This is a genomic window from Labrys sp. F242, from assembly GCF_057813875.1.
Map to the genome: position 1 here is coordinate 260,144 of NZ_JBVASG010000005.1, position 21,373 is coordinate 281,516.

Genomic DNA, 21,373 nt, shown 5'->3' on the forward strand with positions numbered 1-21,373 from the left:
CGCTCGACAATACGTACATCGAAGCGCTTTTCGCCTGCCGGTGGCTTGCTATTGTGGGTTGTAGTCACACATGAAGATGTGGGGATCTCGCAACGGGCGGGAGGCGGCTTTTGTCCAACAATGGCGATCCGGACAAATCCGGACTGTTTTCCTTCGTCTGGCGCCATAGCAGGCGGCATCAGCTTTTGTTGCTTGCCGCGACCGTGGCCTCCTTTCCGGTCCTCTATCTATCGCTGGAGCTGCCCAAATACATCCTGAACGGGGCGCTTCAGGGGCATGCCACGCCGCTCAACCGCCTGGGTCTTCATCTCGATCAGACCACGCTCCTCGTGGTGCTGTGCGTTGCCTTCCTGATCTGCACCTTGGCCAATGGCGTCATCAAGATGCAGCTCAGCATCTACAGGGGCGTCATCGGCGAACGCATGATCCGGCGGCTGCGCTACAAGCTGATCGCCCAGGTGCTGCGCTTTCCCCTGCAGCGCTTCGATACTGTCTCGCAGGGAGAGGTCGTTTCGATGGTCACCGCCGAGGCGGAGCCGTTGAGCGGAGTGATGGGCGATGCCTTCGCCCAGCCGGTGTTCCAGTTCGGCCAGATCCTGACCATCGTCGCCTTCCTTTTTCTCCAGAATGTCTGGCTCGGCGTTGCCGGTATCGGCCTCATCCCGGTCCAGGCCTACCTGATCCCACGTATGCAGCGCTATGTGAACAGGCTTCATCATCAGCGCGTCGGCAGGGTGCGCGCCCTGTCGGAGCGCATTGGGGAAAGCGTCGCCGGCGTCGCCGATCTACGCCAGAATGGCGGTTTGCGCTACCGGCTTGCCGAATTCAGCAAGCAGCTGGGTGAGCTCTATACGATCCGGTTGCTCATTTTCGAGCGTAAATTCCTGATCAAGTTCGTCAACAATTCGATCACCCAGCTCACCCCCTTCCTGTTCTTCCTGATCGGCGGCTATCTGGTCATCCATGGCCAACTCAGCGTCGGCGCCCTGATCGCGGCGCTCTCCGCGTCCCGCGACATTGCCGATCCCTGGCGCGAATTGCTGACCTACTGGAACCAGGCCCAGGAGGCATCCTCGCGCTATGACAGCCTGCTGGAGCAGTTCGAAGTGCCGGAGGCGCTGGCTCCCGTGGTGGCGGATGCCGACGCCCCCCGCCTGAACGGGGCGATCCATTTGCGCGACGTCACCATGCCGGGCCTTGGCGGCGTGCCTCTGCTCGACCAGGTCGATCTTGTCATACCCGGCGGGTCGCTCGTTGCCATTCAGAGCGCGGACATGCTGGTACGACGGGCCCTGTGCGATCTGCTCTCTGGTGCTTCGATGCCCAGCGCTGGGCAGGTGACCATATCCGGCCTCGATCTCGCCGGCGCCAGCCCGACTATGCTGGCCGCGCGTATCGGCGTCGCCAACAGCACGCCCTATCTGTTTCGTGGCACCATCGCTCAGAATACCCGGCTGCCGCTTTATCTAGAGCCGGAGTCTTCCGGCGAACCGTCGGGCGAAGCGGCCAAGGCCCTGGTCGAAGCGACGGAGACCGCCAACAGTACCGATCGCCTCGATGTTTCCTGGAGGGATGGCGGGCTCGTCGGTTTCAAGAACGACAGCGAGGTCGACGCCTGGTGGCTCGATGTCATCGAGGTGATCGGCCGTTCGGAAATGCTGCTCGATCGCGCCCTCGACGGCTATCTTGTCGCGGGCCAGCATGACGATCTCGCTGGCCGCGTCCGCGCCCTGCGGGAAGAGGTGACGCTGCGCCTCCAGGCCGAAGGGCTGGCCGAGCAGATCGACCGTTTCGACCCCGGTTCCATCAATCCCGGCCTGACCATCGGTGAGAATCTGCTCTACGCCGTACACCATCACAGCGAGACTGAATCAAGCCATCCGGGTGAAGCTCTCCTGGCTGACATCGCGGGACTCGACATCGCCGAACAGCTCCTGGCCTTCTCGATCGATCTCGCTTCGACGTTGGTCAGGGCCTTCGGCGAAGTCGGGCCGCGGCATCCGCTGCTGCGTCGCTTCACCACCATCGGCCCCGAGCTGTTCGAACGCTTGAGGTCGGTCGCGTCCAAGGAGCAGGCCCATGATGTCGCCGGCATGAACGTCGCCGAGCGTGGCACGCTGCTGTCGTTGCTCTTCAACATCGCGCCGAGTGATCTGGGTACCGATTTTCCTGCCGAGCTTGCTGCGGCCATCCTGGCGGCGCGCGCCCGCCACGGCGCGCGCCTGAGGGAGCTGGCGGGCGGGACCTTCTCGCCGATTGAGGCCGGAACCTATAATTATGACCTGACCGTGCTGGAAAACCTGGTGTTCGGCCTGTCCGTGGCGCCGTCGGAGGCGACCCGCCGGCAGATTCATCATGTGCTGATGGAGGTGGTGGAGGCACAAGGGCTGGCCGGTGCCTTGCGCCTGCTGGTGGGAGACGTGCGCACCGCGATCGCCGGCACCAATCTCTCGCCGGCGGTGCGCGAGCGCATCGGCCTTGGCCGGGCCCTGATCCGCCGGCCCGATCTCGTCTTGCTCGATCATGCCATGGCGAGTGCCTCCGAGGCGGACCGCCGCGCCATCTGGCTCAGGCTGCGGGGCTTGCTGCCCGAGAGCACCATCATCGTGCTGGAGCCACAGATCGCTCAGAGCGAGGATTTCGATCTGGTGGTTACCATCCGCGATGGCCGCCCGATCAATGGGGCGAGCCGCCCACCGGTCCCAGCCTATCACGCTTCGATGTCGGGCGATCTGCAGGCCAAGGTCGAGGTGCTCTCGGCCGTGGAGAGCTTCCGCGGCCTGAAGCGTAGCCAGATCGAGCTGCTCGCCTATGCCTCACGCTGGATGTCGACCAAAGCCGGCGACTATGTCTTTCGAACCGGGGAGGTGCCCGATGGTGCCTATGTCGTCGCCTCCGGCAGTGCCGAGCTGCGCTGGATCAATGTGGTGGGTGAGGAGGAGTTGATCGACACCATCCTGCCGGGACGCCTGATTGGCGACCTCGCCGTCATCCTCGGCCAGACGCGCATGGTGTCGATGATCGCGATAGCCGATCTGACGGGCCTGCGCATCGGCACGCGCGAATTCCTGGATATCGTCGAGAGCGACATCACCGTCGCCCTGCATCTGTTGCGCACCGTCGGGCACCATCTGGTCGAGGTCGGCGAGGAGGTGATCACCAAGGGCCAGTATCGACCCAAACAGCCCGGCGAGGTTGCCGCCGATCAGCCGTGAGGCTTTCTTGGAGCGCGGACTTCTCAGCGACATGAAGACATGTCGCGATGTCCGCTTTTGCAAATGCCGCGCTTGCAGGATGGCAAGGGCGGACTGGAAGTCCGCGCTCCAAAGGAAGTGCGGGCCTCACTCGCCGTAGGGCACCCAGATGTTCTTCACCTGGGTGGCATGGCGCAGATAGTCGGCGCCCTGGGCCTGCGCGTCCTTGAGCCAGTCGAGGGGCCGGCCCTGATTGGTCCAGGTCGCCTTGAGGTTGCCGGCCGATGCCTTCTCGGCGGCCGCGGCGCCGCTCTTGGAGCCATGATACCAGAGGGCGTCGACGTCGTCGTGCTCGGCCAGGGTCTTGGCGAGTTCGTCGCGCGCGCCGGTGACGATGTTAACAACGCCAGCTGGTACGTCCGAGGTCTCCAGGATCTGGTAGAAGTCGGTCGCTGCCAGCGGGAAGGCCGGCGACGGCACCGCGACGACGCGGTTGCCCATGGCGATCGCCGGCAGCACCAGCGAGACGAATCCGAGCAGCGGCGCCTCATCCGGGCAGAGAATGCCGACCACGCCGAAGGGCTCGTTCATCGCCAGCGTCACGTTGCGCGAACGGGTGGAATGCACGCGGCCGTCATATTTGTCGGCCTGGGCGGCGTAGTAGAAGATGCGCCGGATCGCCTTCTCGACTTCCGCCTTGGCCGCCTTGGAGCTGTGGCCGTAGCTTACCAGGCGCTGCTCGAACTCGGCGGCACGGGCCGACAGGTTCTCGGCGATGTAGTAGAGCACCTGCGCGCGGTTATGCGCCGTGGCGGCGCCCCAGCCGCTTGCCTTGGTCGCCGCCTCTACCGCATTGCGGATGTCCTTGCGATTGCCGAGGCCGGCCTGGCCGAGCGTGGCGCCGGCCGTGCTCTTGACCGTATAGCTGTAGCCGGAATCAGGGCGGGCCTGCTTGCCGCCCACGAACAGCTTGGCGGTGCGGTCGATGCTGGGCAGGGCGGTACCTGCAGGCGCCTCGGCTGGCGTGACGCCAAGGGCGCCAGCCTTGTTGTCCTCGGCCGCGGGCAGGGATTTCTCCCAGTCGGGCTTGAGATATTCATAGAGGCCTTCACGGCCGCCCTCGCGGCCGAAGCCGCTCTCGCGATAGCCGCCGAAGCCGGCAGCGGCGTCGAACAGATTGGTCGAGTTGACCCAGACCACGCCGGCCTTCATGCGGGCGGCGGTATCGAGGGCGCGATTGATGTTCTCCGACCAGATCGAGGCGGCGAGGCCATAGCGCGTGTGGTTGGCAAGCTGGATGGCTTCGTCGGGCGTGCGGAAGGTCATCGCCACGGCAACCGGCCCGAAAATCTCGACCTCCGAGACCGTGGAGGATGGTTCCACATCGACGAATATCGAGGGCGGGAAGAAGCTGCCCTTGGCCGGCAGGGCGCAATCGGCCTGCCAGAGCGTGCCGCCCTCCTGCTCGCCCTTCTTGACGAGGTCCTGGATGCGCTGGAGCTGCACCGGCGCGACGATGGCTCCCATGTCGACCGACTTGTCGAGGGGATCGCCGACGCGCAGCGTCTCCATGCGACGGCGCAGCTTGCCGAGAAAGCGTTCGGCGATGCCTTCCTGGATCAGCAGGCGCGAACCGGCGCAGCAGACCTGGCCCTGGTTGAACCAGATGGCATCGACCACGCCTTCCACGGCGCCGTCGAGATCGGCATCCTCATAGACGATGAAGGGCGACTTGCCGCCGAGTTCGAGCGAAAGCTTCTTGCCCGAGCCCGCCGTGGCCTGGCGGATGAGCCGGCCGACCTCGGTGGAGCCGGTGAAGGCGATCTTGTCGACATCGGGATGAGCGACGAGGGCCGCACCCGTGGCGCCATCGCCGGTGACGATGTTGACCACGCCATCCGGCAGCCCGGCTTCGCGGCAGATCTCGGCGAAGGCGAGTGCCGTCAGCGGGGTGAACTCGGCGGGCTTGAGCACCACCGTGTTGCCGGCCGCGAGCGCCGGCGCGATCTTCCAGGCCAACATCAGCAGCGGGAAGTTCCAGGGAATGATCTGCCCGCAAACCCCGACGGGGCCGTAGCCGGCGAATTCGGTCTCGACCAGTTCGGCCCAACCGGCATGGTGATAGAAATGTCGGGCGACCAGGGGAATGTCGATGTCGCGGCTCTCGCGGATCGGCTTGCCATTGTCCAGCGTCTCCAGCACCGAGAGGAAACGCTCGCGCTTCTGGATGTGGCGGGCGATGGCGTAGAGATAGCGGGCGCGTTCATGGCCAGGCAGCGCCGACCAGGCGGGGAAAGCCTTGCGCGCGGCCTTGACGGCGGCATCGACATCCTCGGATGTGCCGGCGGCGACCTTGGCGAGCAGGGTATCGCGAGCGGGGTTCACAACCTCGAAGGTTTCCTTGCCCTTGGAGGCGACAAAGGCTCCGCCGATGAAGTGCTTGAAGCCCTTTTCATGGCTCGCGAGCCAGGCCGTGACGTGATTGTCGGCTTCTGGGGCAGGACCATAGTCCATGGTTTGCAGAATTTCCTTGACGGTGGGCATCGGGGGCCTCCTGGGCATAGGTTTCGGCGTGCCTTTTCCCTAGCGGAGGGAGGTGCGCCTGGCCTTCTCCACGAAGTGGGGAAGATGTCATTGCCAAGCAATGACGGATGGGGTGTGGGCCGCTAGCGCTTTCAGTCCGAAGAGGGTGCCACTAGCGGGCTGCACCCCATCCGACCCGACTTCGTCGGGCTACCTTCCCCACTTCGTGGAGAAGGTTCTCGCGTTGCGTTTCCTATGCCAGAGCGTGGTGAGTCAGCGCCGAATAGCGCCCGGTCACGAAATGCTCGAGCTGGCGCTCGATGTCGGCGAGCATCGATGAGGCTCCGATGCGGAAAAGATTGGGTTCCAGCCAGGGGCGGCCGAGCTCTTCCTTCATCAAAGCGAGCCAGGCCAGGGCGTCCTTCGCCGTCCTGAGGCCGCCGGCCGGCTTGAAGCCCACCGCCTCGCCGGTGAACTCGCCATAGTCGCGCAGGGCACGGAGCATGGTGAGGCTGACGGGGAGGGTAGCATTGACGTCCTCCTTGCCGGTGGAGGTCTTGATGAAGTCGGAGCCCGCCATCATCGCGACCATGCTGGCCTTGTAGACATTGCGCAGCGTCTTGAGGTCACCGGTGGCGAGAATGGCCTTGAGATGGGCCTCGCCGCAGGCCTCGCGCATGGCGCGGATCTCATCATAGAGGGCGTTCCAGTCCTGCGTCAGCACCTGGGCGCGGTTGATGACGATGTCGATCTCCTGGGCGCCCTGGTCGACGGCATAGCGGATTTCGGCAAGGCGCTGCGGCAGCGGGGTGAGGCCGGCGGGAAAGCCCGTCGCCACCGAGGCGACGGGAATGCCGGAACCGGCGAGCGCCTTGACGGCGGGGCCGACCATGGTGGGATAGACGCAGACGGCGCCCACCGTGGGCGGGGCATCGGCGAGGCCGAGGGCTGTAACGATGTCCTCGCGGATTGGGCGGCGCGCCTTCAGGGCGAGGCGATGCACGCGGCCGGGCGTGTCGTCTCCCGCCAGGGTGGTGAGGTCGATGCATTGCACCGCCTTTACCAGCCAGGCGGCCTGGTATTCCTTCTTCACCGTGCGGCGCCCGCCGAGGGTCGCGGCCCGGCGTTCGGTGGCGCTGAGATTGACCTCGATCGCCTCGAACCATTCGGGCTTGAGGGCCGTGCCGGGATTGCGGGCATGGGCGCCCTGGCCTGATACGATCAGGGCGGAGCCGGTGGGCACCACGCTAAGGGCCGGAGCGGCTTGAGCAGAGGAGACTTGGCCCGGCTTCTTGGAGGCAGCCGGCGTGCCTTTATCGGTCTTATCCATGGTGGGTTTCATCCAGGAGGAAGCGTGCTGTCTGCTCGTCGGTGACGAGCACGTTGAGATAGCCGGCCCTGAGGCAGGCAAGGGTTATGGCTTGTTTCGACTTGCCGGCGGCGACGCCGATCGAGAATTTCCGCTCCCGACAAAAACGCAGATCCAGGCCGATGGTTCGGGCATCGATGTCCGCGTCCACGATATTGCCATGGGCATCGACATAGCGGCTGAGAATATCGCCGACGGCGCCTTTCGCCTTGAGGGCCGCCGTTTCCGCTTCGGTGACGAAGCCCGATTGCACCAGCACGGAATCGGGGCTGATCGTGCCCATGCCGAAGCAGATCACCGGCGCTTTGCGGGCAAGCTCCAGCACGCTGGCGATAGTGGGATCCTGTTCCAGCGCCACGCGGGTGGCGGCATGGCCCAGAATGGCCGGCACCGGCAGCAAGGTCGCCGTACCATTGGCCGAGCGGGCGAAGAGTTCGGCGGTGTTGTTGGTGCGGATAGAGGGCGATCGGATGTTCATGGCCCCATTGAGCAGCACCACTTCCACGCCCTCGTTCCAGAAGGGCGGCAGGCGGTGCGCAACCGCGCTCATGGTGCGGCCCCAGGAGACGCCGATCAGCGGCACCTTGCCGAGGCCGGCGAGCATGCGTGCGGCAGCCTGCGCCACGGCATCGAGCAGGAGGCCCTCGTCCTCCTCGCCATTGTTGGGGACGACGACGGCTTCCTTCAGGTTCCAGCGGCGCTGCAGCCTGGACTCGATGTCAGGAGAGCGCGGCGCCCGCGGCACGATCTCGATGCGCACGATGCCGGCCTCGCGCGCCTCGGTCAGCAGGCGGCTGGCCTGCCAGCGCGTGAGGTTGAGCTCCTTGGCAAGGTCGCCCATGGTCATGTCGAGCTCGTAATAGCGCTTGGCGACCTGGATCATCAGGAGTTCGCGCTGCTCGCCGGACATGGTCCTGAACTGGACGTCATGGTCGAGATTGCCGACACTCATCAACGCGATCCCTCAAGCTGTCTTGATGCCAGCTTGCGCGAGAGTGGCGCAAGAAGCTCGGTCGCTTCAAGATAATCCTGCAGCAATTCACCATAGCGGGCATGGGCGGCGAGGTCGGGCTCGACCAGCGTGACCGGCTGGGCCACCGCATCCGCCGCGGCAAAGAGGTCGCCAAACAGGCCGGCGCCGGTAGCGGCGCAGGCGGCCGTGCCGACAAGGGTGAGATTGGTTTGGCTGAGGAGTTCGACGGGCATGCCCATGGCGTCGACCGTGGCCCGCAGCCACAGCGGGTTCTTGGCATAGCCGCCCGAAGAGACGATGCGGTTGCAGGCAATGCCGAGTTCCTGGATGCGGCGGAACACGTTTGCCGAACCCAGCGCCACCGCTTCGACGGCGGAGCGATAGAGGTCCGCCCTGGAATGGCTGAGCGACAGGCCGAGTACGGCGCCGCGCAGCAGGGGATCGCGATAGGGCGTCCGGTTGCCCATGAAATAATCGAGTGTGAGCAGACCGGTGCCGCCGACCGGCAAAGCGCTCGCTTCCTGCACCAGGGCGGCGCGCTCCTGCTGGTCGAGCCCGAACATATCGCGCGCATACCAAGACATCACGGAGCCGGCCGAAACCTGGCCTGCTTCCACCAGCCAATAATCATCGACCAGGGCATGGGGATATGGCCCCCAGAAGCCGGTGACCGGTGCCTGCGCCGCGAGCTGGAAGAGATGGACGATCGAGGTGCCGCCGATCAGCAGATGTTCGCCCGGCCGCAGCGTGCCTGCGCCCGCGATGCCGGTATGCGCATCGATGCCGCCCTGGGCCAGCATGGGCCTGTTAACGAGGCCGAGATGCTCGGCCGCCGCGGCGCTGACCGGCGCGATCGGTGCGCCCACTGCCTTGATATCATCTGGCAGTTTGGTGGCGAGGTCGGGAATGCCGAATTCGGCGTAGAGCTCGTCAGGGAAGCGGCGGGTGACGGAATCGTAGTTCCATTTGCAGGTCGCGTTCATGCGCGAGCCGACCCACAGGCCCGTCAGCTTGAAATTGATGTAGTCGAGGCACTCGCAGATGATGTCGGCCCCGGCATAGACGTCCGGCTCGTGGCGCGAGAGCCACATCGCCTTGGGCACCAGCCATTCGGCCGCATCGCCGCCGCCGGCATAGGCCAGCACGGGGTGCTGCGAGAGCGCGGTCCGGGCCGCTTCTTCGGCAGCCCGGCAGTCCATCCACAGGAGGGAGGGGCGCAGGGGCGTGCCATCCCGTTTGCAGGCGACCACGGTCGAGGCCGTGGTGGCGGCGCAGACGCCATCGATATGAGGCGAGCCGAGGTCGCGCATCAGGCCGCGGCTGGCCTGTCCGAGCGCGTCCCACCAGTCGATCGGCGACTGCTCCGCCCAGCCCGGATGCGGGTGGCGGGTGGGGTACTGGACCTCCCGCTCACCAAGCATCGCACGGCTTTCAAGGTCGAACACGCCGACCCTGATGCCGCCGGTGCCGAAATCCAGGCCGAGAAGACGTGGCATGAGTGGTTCTCCGGGAGCGCGGACATCTTGTCCGCTTCACCCTCCCCTGGAGGGGGAGGGTCGACACGCAGTGTCGGGGTGGGGTGACTCTCTAGTCGAAACTACCGCCAGATTATCAAAGCCGGTGCTCTTTCACCCCACCCCGGCCTTTCAGGCCGACCCTCCCCCTCCAGGGGAGGGTAAGGATCGACGTGCTTTTGTGTCGATTTTACAGTTTACGGCCTGAACATCACCTTGGAGAAGAACTCGTTCTTGCGCTTGAAGCTCTCGAACATGCCGGGCAGTTCCTCGAGCGTGAGTTCATGGGTGATCATGAACTCCCATTTGAGCTTGCCGGTGGCGAGAGCCTCGAGCGACACCGTCCACTGCTTTCCGGGGAACGGGGCGCCGAAGGAGTTCCAGGCTCCGTGCAGCGACACTTCCTGGCGCAGGAAGTGCTGGAAGGTCTGGTTCTCCAGCGCGACCTCGCCGACAGGGATTCCGATGAACACGACATGACCGCCGGGGCCGGCCAGCTTGGCGGCGAAGTTGATCGAGGAGGGATGGCCGGCGGCCTCGACGATGAGGTCGCAGTTCAGCCCAGCCGGCAACGGATCGGTGATCAACTGGGTGTGGGTCGCACCGGCCTCGCGCGCCTGTTCGAGCTTCTGCTCGGAGACGTCGACGGCGACGACTTCCGTGCAGCCCATCAGTTTCATCCACTGGATGGCGAACAGCCCGATCGGGCCGCAGCCGATGACGCCGCCGCGCTGACCAACGGTGGGCGGGGCCTTCCAGACGGCGTGGAGGGCGATCGAGGCCGGGTCGGTCATGGCGATGGCGCGGGGATCGGCATCCGCCGGGGCCTTGAGCAGATTGCCCACCGGCACCGAGACGAATTCGGTATAGGCACCGTCGCGCCGGCTGCCGAAATAGTCATAGTTGCGGCAGCGCGAGAAATTGCCGGTCGCGCATTGATCGCAGACCCGGCAGGGGATGAGCGGGGCGACGCCGACGAGTTCGCCCTTCTCGAAACCGGTCACGCCCGACCCGATCTCCGAAATATGGCCCGAGAATTCATGCCCGCAGATGATCGGCATGCGATGGGCGCCCTTGGTCAGCATGCGAGGAAGGTCTGAGCCGCATACCCCGACAGCCGCAACACGCAATAGCACCTCTCCGGTTGCCGCGACCGGCTTGGGAACGTCCTCGAGGCGGATGTCACCCGGCGAATACATGACGGCTGCGCGCATGATCAAAGTCCTTGAATATGGAGGAGGTGTTGGGGAAGGGGGAGCAGGGGCCGTCAAACGGTCTGCCGCTCCGCGCCGAAGAGTGAGGAAGTGAAGGCGTCCAGGGCGATGATGGCATCGCGGACGATTTCCACCGACAAGGGCACCGCGACCCGCCAGGTGATCGACCCCTCCTTGAGGGCCGCCTTGGCGACGCGCTCGATGTCGGCGGCTGTGGCCTTGCCGAGCCTGAGGTCGGCAAGGGTGGTCGGCAGGCCCACCGCTTTGCAGAAGCGGGCGGTTTCTTCGATCTCGGCGAGCGGACGCCCTTCCAGCATCAGGAGGCAGAGCACGCCGAAGGCGACCTTCTCGCCGTGGAAAAAGCCATGGCTTTCCTCCAGAGCCGTCAGGCCGTCATGGATGCCGTGGGCGGCGGAAACAGCGCAATTCTCAAAACCCAGGCCGCTGAGCAGCGTATTGGCCTCGATGATGTTCTCGACGGCTGGCGTCAGCGCGCCCTTCTCGACCGCGAGCTTGGCTGCCAGCGCATCGCGCATCAGCACTTCATGGCAGGCCTTGGCGATGGCAATGCCAGCCAGCGGGGCCGGATAGCCGCCGGCGATGAAGTTGTCGGAGCGCGATTCCAGGTTGGAGCGGGCTTCGAACCAGGTGGAGAGGGCATCGCCGATGCCGGCCACCAGGAAGCGGGCGGGGGCCTTGGCGATCAGGGCGCTGTCAACCACCACCACGTCCGGATTGCGTGGCAGCATGAAGGATTCCTTGAACACGCCCTGCGGCGTGTAGGTCACCGCGATGGCGCTGGTCGGTGCGTCCGTGGAGGCGATGGTGGGCACGATGGCGATGCGGGCATCGTTGGCGATCGCGGCCAGCTTGGCGGTGTCGGCCGTTTTGCCGCCGCCGATGCCGACGACGATATCCGCGTTGGCCTGGGAGACCAGGGATGTCACCCGGTCGATCTCCTCGCGGCAGCATTCGCCGTTGAACTTCTCCATGGTGAGGCCGAGGCCGCTGCCTTCGAGCGAGGCGAGGATGGGGGCGCCGAGCTTTTCGAAGACGAAGCCGTCGACGAGCAGGAAGGCCTGCTTGCCGAGAGGGCGCAAATGATCGGCGAGGCGGCCGATTTCGCCGGCCCGCTGGATGTATTTGAGCGGACCACCGAAGGCCCGGCCCTGTGCGCTGTGCCACCCGCGAGATTCAGCCATTGGAAGAATTCCCTGTGTCGCATCGCCTGGTGGCGATGAATGATCAATATTCACATTTGTGAAATAAGATCATTTATGTGAAAATTTAGACAGAAAAATACGCGCTGTCAACGGAGTCGGCAGCGCGTTGGGTTGTCGTCTATCGCTTCAGAGTGCCGGTTGCGTATTGCAGCAGCATCGCGACCACGATGATCAGGCCGGTATAGAGCTGCTGGCTGTAGCCGGGCACCCCGGCGAGGTTCATGATGTTGGCGATGATGCCCATCACCAGCGTGCCCAGCAGCGTGTTGACCACGTCGCCGCGCCCGCCCATCAGGCTGGCGCCGCCGATCACCACGGCTGCGATGACGTTGAGCTCCATGCCGACGCCGACCTGGGCCGAGCCGATGGTGGTGCGACTGGCGGAAATCACGCCGGCAAGGCCGGCCAGAGCCCCGGAGATCACATAGACGGCCAGGACATAGCGCGGCACCGCAATGCCGGACAGCCGCACCGCTTCCTCGTTGGAGCCGATGGCGGTGATGATGCGGCCGAAGCGCGTGAAGGAGAGCACGATGCCGCCGACGATGAACACCGCGAACATCAGGATGACGGGCTGGGGTATGCCGAGCCAGTAGCCGGCACCGAAATCGGCCAGGGCCTGGCCGCCGTCACCGATCGAGATCGGCCGCCCTTCCGAGATCATGAAGGAGAGCGAGCGGGCGATCGCCATCATGGCCAGCGACATCACGAAGGAGGGCAGGCGCATATAGGCGACGAAGAAGCCGACGGCGAGGCCGCAGGCGGCGCCGCACAAGATCACCAGCGCGATGCTGACGCCGACGCCATAGCCGAGCTTGGCGATGAAATAGGCGGTGAGCACGCAGCCCAGCGCCAGCACCGAACCGACCGAAAGGTCGATGCCGCGGGTGAGGATGACGAAAAGCATGCCAACCGACATGATGCCAGCGCCGGAGGCGACCTGGCGGAGCACGTTCAGGATGTTGTTCTTGGTCAGGAAGCTGTCGGTCCACACGGAGGCGACGATGACCAGGACCAGGAAGATGCCGAGGGTCGCGAAACGCTGCACCAGGGCGCCGAGATCATAGCCGCGCTTGCCGTCGCCGCGGTTCTCGCTGAGAGCTGTCATTGTCCTATACCATTCGCCGCTTGAATTGCTTTGCCGGGTTGCCCGCCTTCGCTCATGGCCAGGGAAAGCAGGTTTTCCTCGCTGTAATCGCCCGGGCTGAGTTCGCCGCGGATCTCGCCCTCGCGCATCACCAGCACGCGGTCGCACAAGCCGAAGAGCTCCTGATGTTCGGAAGAGATTACCAGGACGGCCTTGCCGGCTTCCGCCAGGCGGTTGACGAGCGTGTAGATCTCGGTCTTCGCGCCGACGTCGACGCCACGGGTCGGCTCGTCGAGGATGATGAGATCGCCGTCGGCATGGAACCACTTGGCCAGCACCACCTTCTGCTGGTTGCCGCCCGACAGGCTCGATACGGGCGCGTCGACGCTGGCGGCCTTGAGGCGCAGGCTCTGGCCGAGTTCGCCAACGGTGCGCCGTTCCAGGCCCCGGCGCAGGAAGCCGAGCGCAGTGGTGACCGACGACATCCGAGCCATGGTGGCGTTCACCCGGATGGGCTTGTCGAGGATGACGCCCTGATGCTTGCGATCCTCGGGGACCAGCCCGACGCCCGCCGCGACGGCGTCGCGCGGCGAGCGGAAATGCACCGGCTTGCCTTTGAACTTGATGGCGCCGCTATCGGGCCTGTCGGCACCGAAGATCAGGCGGGCGACCTCGGTACGTCCGGAGCCGACCAGGCCGCCGAGGCCGACGATCTCGCCGGCGCGCACGGCGAGGCTGACATTGCGGACCTTGCGGCCGGCATGGAGCGCGGACACGCTGATCACTTCCTCGCCGATCCTGCGCTCCCCCTTCTCGGGAAAGAGGGCGGAGAGCGGCCGGCCGACCATCATCCGGATGATGTCGTCGATGGTCACGTCCTTGGCGGCGACGGTGCCGACGAGTTGGCCGTCCTTCATCACCGTCATGCGATCGGAGATCCGCATCACCTCCTCGAGGCGATGGGAGATATAGACGACACCGACGCCATGGCTGCGCAGATCGGCGATGACCTTGTGCAGACGCCCGGCATCCCGATCCGACAGCACGGCGGTCGGCTCGTCGAAAATGATGATCTTGACCTCGCGCGACAGCGCCTTGGCGATCTCGACCACCTGCTGATGGGCGACGGCGAGATTGCCGACGCGCTCGCCGGGATCGATGTCGAAGCCGAGCCGCTTGATCAATTCGCCGGCGCGCTTTCTCAGCCCCGGCCCTGCGAAGACCCCGGGCAGTTCGCCCAGAAAGATGTTCTCCGCCACCGACAAATCGGGGGCAAGGGCCAATTCCTGATGGATCACGGCAATACCGAGTGCCCTGGCCAGGCGCGGATCGCGGAAGTCGACGTGACGTCCGACGACCGTCACCTCACCACTGCTGGGGTGCAGTTCGCCGCCCAGCACACGCATCAGCGTCGACTTGCCGGCGCCGTTCTCGCCGAGCAAGGCATGAACCTCGCCACTCTGGACATCGAAGTCGACGCCCTTGAGGGCGTGTACGCCGCCGAAGGACTTGGTGATGGCGGTGAGCCTGGCGAGTTCGGACATGATGCCTCGCTGGTTTGGATATCGCAGGGCGACTATTGCCTTCTCCCCGTGTGGGAGCAGGTGGCGCGAAGCGCCGGATGAGGGGTTGACGAAACCTCTCTGTTCTTGGTGCTTGTCCCTGAAGTCTTTTCGGATGGGGTACGAGACCCCTCATCCGCCCCTTCGGGGCACCTTCTCCCACAAGGGGAGAAGGCACATGACGCCGAAGCCGCCGCTTAGAACACCGCGTCCTTCTTGTAGAACTTGTCGACGTTCTCCTGGGTGATCACCGCCGGCGTGGTGAGTTCGAGCTTGGGCGTGTCGGGGGAGAGCTCGCCCTTGAGCGCCTTCAGGCCGATATCGACAGCGGTACGCGCCACCAGATCCGGATCGTTGAGGCCGGTCGCGCCATATTTGCCGTCCTTGATGAGAGCGAGCGCTTCCTTCTGGCCATCGGCGGCGGCGAGCACCAGCACGTCGGTCTTGCCGGCGGCCTGCAGCGCCTTCATGCCGCCCAGCGCCATCGAATCGTTCTCTGCGAGCAGCACGGTGACGTCAGGATGGGCCTGCAGCAGGTCCTCGGCGGCCTTGAGGCCGTCCTCGGTCGCCCAATTGCCCCAGCCCTGGCCGAGCACCTCGAAGCTGGCCTTGCCGTCATTGACGAGCTGGCCTTCTACAAGGCCGCGGAAGACGCCGAGGCGGCGGTCGCGGCCCACTTCATTGCCCTGGGAGCCGGAGAGCAGGATGATCTTGACGGGCTTGCCCTGCATCTTCTTGGCCAGCCACTGGCCGACGAGGAAGCCGTTCTGGTCGTTGGAGGAGCGCACCTGGGTGACGATCTTGGCCTTGGTGTTGATCGATGAATCCATCACCACCACCTTCACGCCAGCCGCGGTGGCGGCATTGGCTGCCCCGACGAGGCCTTCCGGATCGCGCGGGTTGAGAATCAGGAGGTTGACGCCCTTGGCGACCATGTCCTCGACGTCGGAGATCTGCTTGCCCATGTCGTTCTGGCCATCGGAGGTGGTGACCTCGCAACCGGCCTTCTTGCCCTGATCGATGGCGGCGGCCTGCTGGGCGGCGAAATAGGGGGCGCTCAGCGTGTACATCGCCACGCCGATCTTGCAGTCGGCGGCGCTCGCCATGCCCATCGTGCCGGCCAGCAATGCTGCGGCCAGGCTGCCGCCCAAAAGGGTTTTCTTCATTGGCTCTCTCCTCCACGTCGTCCGTCAGGGCGTTTTTCCTGGCCCTGTTCTGTAGCATAAGTACATTTTTTGACAGGGGTCAAGCGATCCAAATTTTAAAAAATTGAAACAAAATCACATACGTGAAATATTGCAACGCAATATTGTCTAAATTAGCTTAAAATGAGTTAAAATAGTGCGCCGAGGGTTGTCGGGGTGCTGATAAAAATGTAGTGATGCTACCGAATGGCGAGCTTCCAAGAGCGCCGCAATCAAAAGAAAGGTTGGTTGATATGCCCATGCGCGAGCCGGGTCTGTGCGTCGTCGATGTCGAGAACGGGGAATTGCGGGGGGCAACCAACCGCTACACCAAGACGATGGGCGATCTTGCCGGCCTCTATGAAGACGAGGCTGCCTATCGAACCGTCCTCGCCGAACTCGGCGACAAGGTGGTTTACGAGGTGACGGATTACAAACCCTCGGCGGATGCCGGCGACATGATCATCGGGGTCACCCGCATGATTCCAGGCAAGGTGGGGCGGGAATATTTCCTCACGCGCGGCCACATCCACGCCAATCCCAATCGTCCGGAAATGTATTACGGCGAGAGCGGACACGGCATCATGCTGCTAGAATCGCCGGCCGGAGAAATCCGCAGCGTCGAGATCGGGCCGCGCAGCCTGTGCTATGTGCCGCCCTACTGGATCCACCGCTCGGTCAATGTCGGCTCGACCGATCTGGTGATGACCTTCGCCTATCCCGCCGACTCAGGCCAGGACTATGACATCATCGCCAAGGCCGGCGGCATGCGCAGCCGTATCGTCGATGACGGCAAGGGCGGATGGGCGGCCGTCGACAATGCTGGCTACCAGTTCCGGGCTAAGGAGTTGGTCGAGGCCATCATGGCGAGGTGAGGTGCGCGACTTCCCTTCTCCCCTTGCGGGAGAAGGTGCCCTGAAGGGGCGGATGAGGGGTCTCCCGACTCATCCAATTCGAATCGGAGGCGGGCGTTGAGCCACGAAGAACGGTAAGGTTGCAAAACCCCTCATCCGGCGCTTCGCGCCACCTTCTCCCGCAAGGGGAGAAGGCTTGGCGCCCTCAAGCCTCGTCGGCGTCGCCCTCGTCGTCATCATCGGCGTCGATCTCGCCGCCGAGCGCGTGCTTGAAGCCTTTCTCGACTCGCTTGAGCAATTTGCGCAGGCGCTTGCGGTCCTTGTTGTCGAGATGGCTGGTGGCTTCCGCCTCGATGTCGAGCGCCAGGGCCGCGATAGCCGCGGCCTTTTCCTTGCCGTCCGCGCTCAGGCCCACGCGCACGACGCGCCCATCACCGTCGGTCGCCTTGCGCTCGATCAGGCCGGCGGCCGACAGGCGCGCAATCGTCTTGGAGGCTGTCGGGGGCCTGACGCGCAGGATTTCCGCCAATTCGCTCATCGACAGGGCTTCTCGCCCGGCAAGGGCTTCGAGCACCTGTTCCTGGCCCGGGAACAGGCCAAGTCCTTCGAGGAGTTTGGCGGTGCGGGCCCGATGCAGGCGGGCCACGTGGATCAACTGATAACCAAGTGTCTTGGAGGCCGGATGTCGCATGGTAATGATCCGCCGGCTGATGATTTGCTGTAGCCGGCTTCAGATACAGTTTCTCACAGAAAATGTCGAGGATTTCGTCGGCTTTAGCCTGAAATCCGGTAAATATTTCCTGTCCGACGTAGGCTCTAAACCTTGGCCAGTGCCTTCTCCACTCTGGTCAGGAAGGCAGCGCGCGAGTGGTCGGTCGACAGGTTCATCGAGTAATGGGCGAGGTATTGAAAGCGCGCGAAGGGCTTCACCACCGCCCGCAGCATGCGCGTGACCACGCGGCGGGGCGGATCGCTCATCAGCAGGGCCTTCAGATGCGAGCCGCCATAGGTGGTGACGGCCACCACCTTGGTGATGTTGTGCAAATTGCCCTGGACCTTGCCGTCGACCAGGGTGAAGGACACGCCGGGCAGGAAGACCCGGTCGAAAAACCCCTTGAGGATGGCCGGAAAGCCGTAGTTCCAGATCGGCGTGACGATCACCAGCGCCTGCGCCCGTTGCAGGCGTTCGACATAATCAGCCACGCCATCGCGGTTTTTTGCGGTGTCGTGATAGGTGCGCCGTTCGGCGGCCGTGAGCACGGGCTGGAACCCTTCGGCATAGAGGTCGCAGTCGTCGACCTCATGGCCGGCCTTGCGCAAGGTCTCCACGGCGCAGGTATGCAGCGCCGCGCCGAAGGATTCCTCGCAAGGGTGCGAGAAGAGGACGAGGACCCGCATCAGCCCTTCATCTCGACCTCGACGAAGGCCATGTGGGACTGGCCGCCGTTGAAGACATTGTGCTCGACGCCGGCCGGGCGCGAGTAGGAGGTGCCGGCAGCGAGTGGAACCAGCTTCTCGCCTTGCGTGTCGACGATACGCAGCGTGCCGTCGACCAATGGCACCACGGCATAGGGATATTCATGGCGGTGCCAGCCCGTCTCCTGGCCGGGCTCGAAATCGTAGCGGGTGATGCGCACCCGCTCATCGTCGACCTGGAGCGTTCCGGTCGCCAGATTGGTGTTGTCGCTGTTGTGTGCTCCACACATGGCAGGGCCTTTCATAGCTATGGTTTGGTGTTGCACCTCGCCATTTCGTGGCGAGGTGCATTTGGCAGACGAGTGTGTCCGATATCCTGGCAAGCCGATCAGGCTTCCATTTGCATGCCCCGGAAAAGATAGGTCCGGTTCGAGGAATAGTCATAATCGGGATCGTCCCAGGCGATCATCTTGCCGGGATTGAGCAGGCCCTTGGGATCGGCTTCGCGCTTGAAGGCGAGCTGCATCTCGTCGGTCTGCTTCATGCCGCCTTCCTCCAGCGTGTAGCGGTGCGGGTTGAACACCGGCGCACCCATGTCCTCGTGGATGCGGATGATCTCGTCGAGGCGCTCCGCGGTGGTGAACTTGACGAGCGGCAGGCCGAAGCAGGTGATCTTGCCGTCGAAGCGCACGAATTCGAGATGGGCCACCACTTCGTCGCCGAAGACGGCATGGATCTTGGAGACGAGTTCGAGCTGGTTGGGGAAGGGGTAGAGCGTCTGAAGATAGGTGATGGTGGGATCGAGCTTGAGGGCACGCAGCGTGGTGTGGTTCCAGCCGAGTTCGTAGATGTCGGGCAGGCCCTTGCGGTCCGCCTCGCTCATGCCCGACGTCGAGAACAACAGTTCTGCGCCCTTGCGCCGGCGGGTGATGGTGAGGAAGGCATCGTAGTTCTGCGGGGCGATCATGGCGCAGACGATATGCTTGTCGCGCGGGATCCAACGCCGGTGCCGGTTGAAATAGTCATGCGCGGCCGGCGCGGCCACCACCGCGAGCTGCTTCTTGAGGATGCCGTCAGCCTCGCCGGTCTCGTTGGCGAAGGCGGCCGCCTCGGCGAGCGTATCGAAGCCGACGATGACGTCGATCCACTTGAAGGCCGATGTCAGTGGCATCTCGACTTCCGTGATGATGCCGTTGGTGCCGTAGGCATGGCTGACCTTGTGCAGATCCTCGCCGGTGAGATCGAGGATGCGTGGGCTTGCCTCCATCGTCACTACCTTGAGGCGGGTGATATTGCCCCAGTCGCGCAGGCCGCCCCAGGTGATCGAGCCGACGCCGCCCGAGCCGCCGGCGACGAAGCCGCCGATGGTGGCCGTCTTCGCGGTGGAGGGATGCAGACGCAATTCCTGGCCGGAATGGGCTTGCGTCTGTTTGTCGATCTCGGCCATCACCGCGCCGGCTTCGGCAACCAGCACGCCCGGCTCGATCGAGATGATCTTGTCCATGAAGGACAGATCGAGCACGGCCCCCCGCGACAGCGGCATCGCCTGGCCGTAATTGCCGGTGCCGGTGCCGCGGGGCGTCACCGGAATGTCGAGCGCGTAGCAGGCGGCGAGCGTGGCGACGACGTCGTCCGTGGATTTGGCGAAGATGATGCAATCGCCGGTGATGTGGTCGAGCTCGCGCTTGAGCACCGGCGAATACCAGAAGAAGTCGCGGCTCTTCTGCCGCACCAAGGTCGGGTGATCCTCGATGCGGATGTCGGGCAGGCGGGCCTTGAGGGCGGCGATGTCGGTCATGGGCGGATCTCGGAGTGCCGATCTCCAGATCGGCATTCTTGGAAGCGAAGCGTTCCGTCGAAGAAAAATGCCGATCTGGAGATCGGCACACCATGTCTGGTGCGTCAAGTCTGGTTGATTGAGCGCCTAGGGGCCGCTGGCCTGCGATCGCCGGACCAAACCTTCGGTTCGGTCTGACAGCACCGCATCGAGTTCCTCATAGTCCGGCAAAGCGGTGTCGATGGCCCGGCCCTTGCGCACCACGATGCGATCGGCCTGCGGGCGGGACAGCAGCTCCGTCCAGCTCCTGGCCTTGAACAGCACGAAATCGGCCGGCCCACCGACACGCAGCCGCCCGGCGTCGATGCCCATCACCGAGGCCGGCGTCGCCGTAACCACCTTTGGCCAGTCGCCGAAAGGATGGTCGAGATGGGCCACGCGCGTCGCCTCGCGGAAGACTTCGAGGGCATCGAGATCGCCATAGGCATAGAAGGGGTCGCGCGTATTGTCGGAGGAGACCGCGACCGGCACGCCCGCCGCCTTCAATTCGTGCAGCAGCGTCACCCCGCGCGAGCGGGGGGTGCGGCCGGGCACGCGGTCCTGCAGATAGAGATTGCACATTGGCAGCGAGACCACGGCGATGCCGGCCTGCGCCACCTTGTCGATGGTGGCCTTGATCTCGTCCTCCTCCTGCCGGGCGAGGGAACAGCAATGGCCGACCGTGACCTGGCCGGCGAAGCGATGCCGCAGGGCCGCCTCGGCGATATGGCTTAGTGTGCGGGCTTCGGGGTCCTGGGTCTCGTCGACATGGAAATCGAGATCGAAGCCGTTGTCGGCGGCGAGGCGGAACAGCGTGTCCAGGCCCTGGTCGAGCTCGGGCACCATATAGGTGACGCCGCCCAGGATACCGTCATGCGCGCGTAGGGCGGCGGTGATGTCGGACATGTGGGCGCGATCGGCCACATGCTCGATGGAAAACAGCGCGACGGCCTGCAATTCGATGCGGCCGGCCCATTTTTCGCGCATTTCGGCAAGAACAGGCCAGGAGATGCCGATCTGCTTGCCGATCGAATCGAGATGGGTGCGGATGGCGGAGGTGCCGTGCGCATAGGCGCAGCGTAGTGAGAAATCCATGCGGGCGGCGACATCGGCGGCCGACCAATGAGCCTCGCGATCCAGGGTCACGTTGTCGAGAGCCCCGAAGAAGGTGCCGTCGGGATTGCGGCGGCGCGGCCAGATATGGCCCTTGTCGAGATGGGTGTGCAGTTCCACGAAGCTCGGGAAGACCATGCCTGCGCTGAGTGTACCGGAGGGACCTGTCACGGCCTCGATCGCCTCGATGCGCCCGTCCGCGACGGTCAGGCAGATGCGTGCCAGGCCATCCTGGTCGGCGCCGGCCAGTGGTTGCGACACCAGGCAGGCCGGTACGCTGGCCTCGACCGACCATCGGCCATCGGTGGGAACTGCGAGGGGCTTGGACACG

16 protein-coding genes are annotated in these 21,373 nt (G+C 64.6%); 2 read left to right on the top strand and 14 right to left on the bottom strand.

Annotation, left to right across the window (positions count from 1 at the left end; genetic code table 11):
- Positions 1-110 precede the first annotated feature (110 nt).
- Positions 111-3,215: an ABC transporter transmembrane domain-containing protein gene (locus tag ACZYTC_RS27630; protein WP_488991045.1), complete on the top strand. Its 3,105-nt coding sequence runs from the start codon at positions 111-113 to the stop codon at positions 3,213-3,215.
- A 126-nt stretch (positions 3,216-3,341) separates the two neighbouring features.
- Here the strand turns inward: ACZYTC_RS27630 and ACZYTC_RS27635 are convergent, their stop codons facing one another.
- The 9 genes from ACZYTC_RS27635 to ACZYTC_RS27675 all read right to left on the bottom strand — a co-directional run bounded on the left by ACZYTC_RS27635 (position 3,342) and on the right by ACZYTC_RS27675 (position 15,825).
- On the bottom strand, positions 3,342-5,738 hold the full coding sequence (locus ACZYTC_RS27635) for an aldehyde dehydrogenase family protein (protein ID WP_441771300.1): 2,397 nt from the start codon (positions 5,736-5,738) through the stop codon (positions 3,342-3,344).
- 232 nt (positions 5,739-5,970) lie between these two features.
- The gene (gene deoC, locus ACZYTC_RS27640) at positions 5,971-7,047 is read right to left on the bottom strand and encodes a deoxyribose-phosphate aldolase (protein ID WP_434955075.1); all 1,077 of its coding nucleotides are present in this window, start codon (positions 7,045-7,047) and stop codon (positions 5,971-5,973) included.
- Positions 7,040-8,038, bottom strand: coding sequence for a sugar-binding transcriptional regulator (locus ACZYTC_RS27645; RefSeq protein ID WP_434955076.1), 999 nt, complete (start codon positions 8,036-8,038; stop codon positions 7,040-7,042). The genes deoC and ACZYTC_RS27645 overlap by 8 nt, the downstream gene beginning before the upstream one ends.
- Complete coding sequence (locus ACZYTC_RS27650) at positions 8,038-9,555, bottom strand: FGGY-family carbohydrate kinase (protein ID WP_481273790.1); 1,518 nt, start codon at positions 9,553-9,555, stop codon at positions 8,038-8,040. The genes ACZYTC_RS27645 and ACZYTC_RS27650 overlap by 1 nt, the downstream gene beginning before the upstream one ends.
- A gap of 215 nt (positions 9,556-9,770) precedes the next feature.
- Positions 9,771-10,787 carry a galactitol-1-phosphate 5-dehydrogenase gene (locus ACZYTC_RS27655; protein WP_441771298.1) on the bottom strand — a complete coding sequence of 339 codons (1,017 nt, stop codon included), beginning with the start codon at positions 10,785-10,787 and terminating at the stop codon, positions 9,771-9,773.
- 53 nt (positions 10,788-10,840) lie between these two features.
- Complete coding sequence (locus tag ACZYTC_RS27660) at positions 10,841-11,989, bottom strand: glycerol dehydrogenase (RefSeq protein WP_488991046.1); 1,149 nt, start codon at positions 11,987-11,989, stop codon at positions 10,841-10,843.
- Positions 11,990-12,128: 139 nt separating this feature from the next.
- Positions 12,129-13,118 (bottom strand): ABC transporter permease, encoded by a 990-nt coding sequence (locus ACZYTC_RS27665; RefSeq protein WP_149252057.1) that lies wholly within the window; start codon positions 13,116-13,118, stop codon positions 12,129-12,131.
- A complete protein-coding gene (locus ACZYTC_RS27670) occupies positions 13,115-14,641 on the bottom strand; it encodes a sugar ABC transporter ATP-binding protein (RefSeq protein ID WP_488991047.1) in 1,527 nt (508 codons plus the stop codon). The genes ACZYTC_RS27665 and ACZYTC_RS27670 overlap by 4 nt, the downstream gene beginning before the upstream one ends.
- 215 nt (positions 14,642-14,856) lie before the next feature.
- Positions 14,857-15,825: a substrate-binding domain-containing protein gene (locus tag ACZYTC_RS27675; protein WP_434955081.1), complete on the bottom strand. Its 969-nt coding sequence runs from the start codon at positions 15,823-15,825 to the stop codon at positions 14,857-14,859.
- A gap of 272 nt (positions 15,826-16,097) precedes the next feature.
- Here ACZYTC_RS27675 and ACZYTC_RS27680 point away from each other — a divergent pair, with 272 nt between their 5' ends.
- The gene (locus ACZYTC_RS27680; RefSeq protein WP_434955082.1) at positions 16,098-16,718 is read left to right on the top strand and encodes a glucose-6-phosphate isomerase; all 621 of its coding nucleotides are present in this window, start codon (positions 16,098-16,100) and stop codon (positions 16,716-16,718) included.
- 184 nt (positions 16,719-16,902) lie between these two features.
- Here ACZYTC_RS27680 and ACZYTC_RS27685 read toward each other — a convergent pair whose 3' ends face one another.
- From ACZYTC_RS27685 to ACZYTC_RS27705, 5 genes are all read right to left on the bottom strand, one after another.
- Positions 16,903-17,388 (bottom strand): MarR family winged helix-turn-helix transcriptional regulator, encoded by a 486-nt coding sequence (locus tag ACZYTC_RS27685; RefSeq protein WP_149252054.1) that lies wholly within the window; start codon positions 17,386-17,388, stop codon positions 16,903-16,905.
- A gap of 125 nt (positions 17,389-17,513) precedes the next feature.
- Positions 17,514-18,095 carry an NAD(P)H-dependent oxidoreductase gene (locus ACZYTC_RS27690; protein WP_441771295.1) on the bottom strand — a complete coding sequence of 194 codons (582 nt, stop codon included), beginning with the start codon at positions 18,093-18,095 and terminating at the stop codon, positions 17,514-17,516.
- On the bottom strand, positions 18,095-18,403 hold the full coding sequence (locus tag ACZYTC_RS27695) for a cupin domain-containing protein (protein WP_434955085.1): 309 nt from the start codon (positions 18,401-18,403) through the stop codon (positions 18,095-18,097). The genes ACZYTC_RS27690 and ACZYTC_RS27695 overlap by 1 nt, the downstream gene beginning before the upstream one ends.
- Positions 18,404-18,501: 98 nt before the next feature.
- Positions 18,502-19,911, bottom strand: a complete 1,410-nt coding sequence (locus ACZYTC_RS27700; protein ID WP_488991048.1) for an FAD-binding oxidoreductase — start codon at positions 19,909-19,911, stop codon at positions 18,502-18,504.
- Positions 19,912-20,037: 126 nt separating this feature from the next.
- Complete coding sequence (locus ACZYTC_RS27705; protein ID WP_488991049.1) at positions 20,038-21,372, bottom strand: cytosine deaminase; 1,335 nt, start codon at positions 21,370-21,372, stop codon at positions 20,038-20,040.
- Position 21,373: the final 1 nt, after the last annotated feature.